The sequence below is a fragment of the Pauljensenia sp. UMB3104 genome (genome assembly GCF_030217285.1).
Lineage (GTDB): Bacteria > Actinomycetota > Actinomycetes > Actinomycetales > Actinomycetaceae > Pauljensenia.
The window spans coordinates 1-234 of the sequence record NZ_JASONN010000619.1 but is presented as its reverse complement, the minus strand read 5'-3'; the positions used below and the strand labels follow the sequence as shown (position 1 = coordinate 234).

Genomic DNA, 234 nt, shown 5'->3' with positions numbered 1-234 from the left:
AGGGCTACGGTCTTTCTGAAACGACCGGGCCCGCATGTGTCCAGCTACTGAATAACCACCCGTCTGGTTATGTCGGCCCCGTTCTGCCTGGTAATTACGTCAAGATCGCTGATGACGGCGAGATTCTTCTGAAAGGCGTTTCGGTGATGTCGGGGTACTACAACCTCCCCGACGCGACCGCGGACTCTTTTATTGACGGATGGTTCCGTACAGGCGACCTTGGCACCGTGGATA

1 protein-coding gene is annotated in these 234 nt (G+C 56.0%); it reads left to right on the top strand.

Annotated elements, in window-relative coordinates; genetic code table 11:
- Window positions 1–234: AMP-binding protein (locus QP415_RS13020; protein ID WP_285100354.1), on the top strand; the 234-nt coding region annotated here is incomplete at both ends.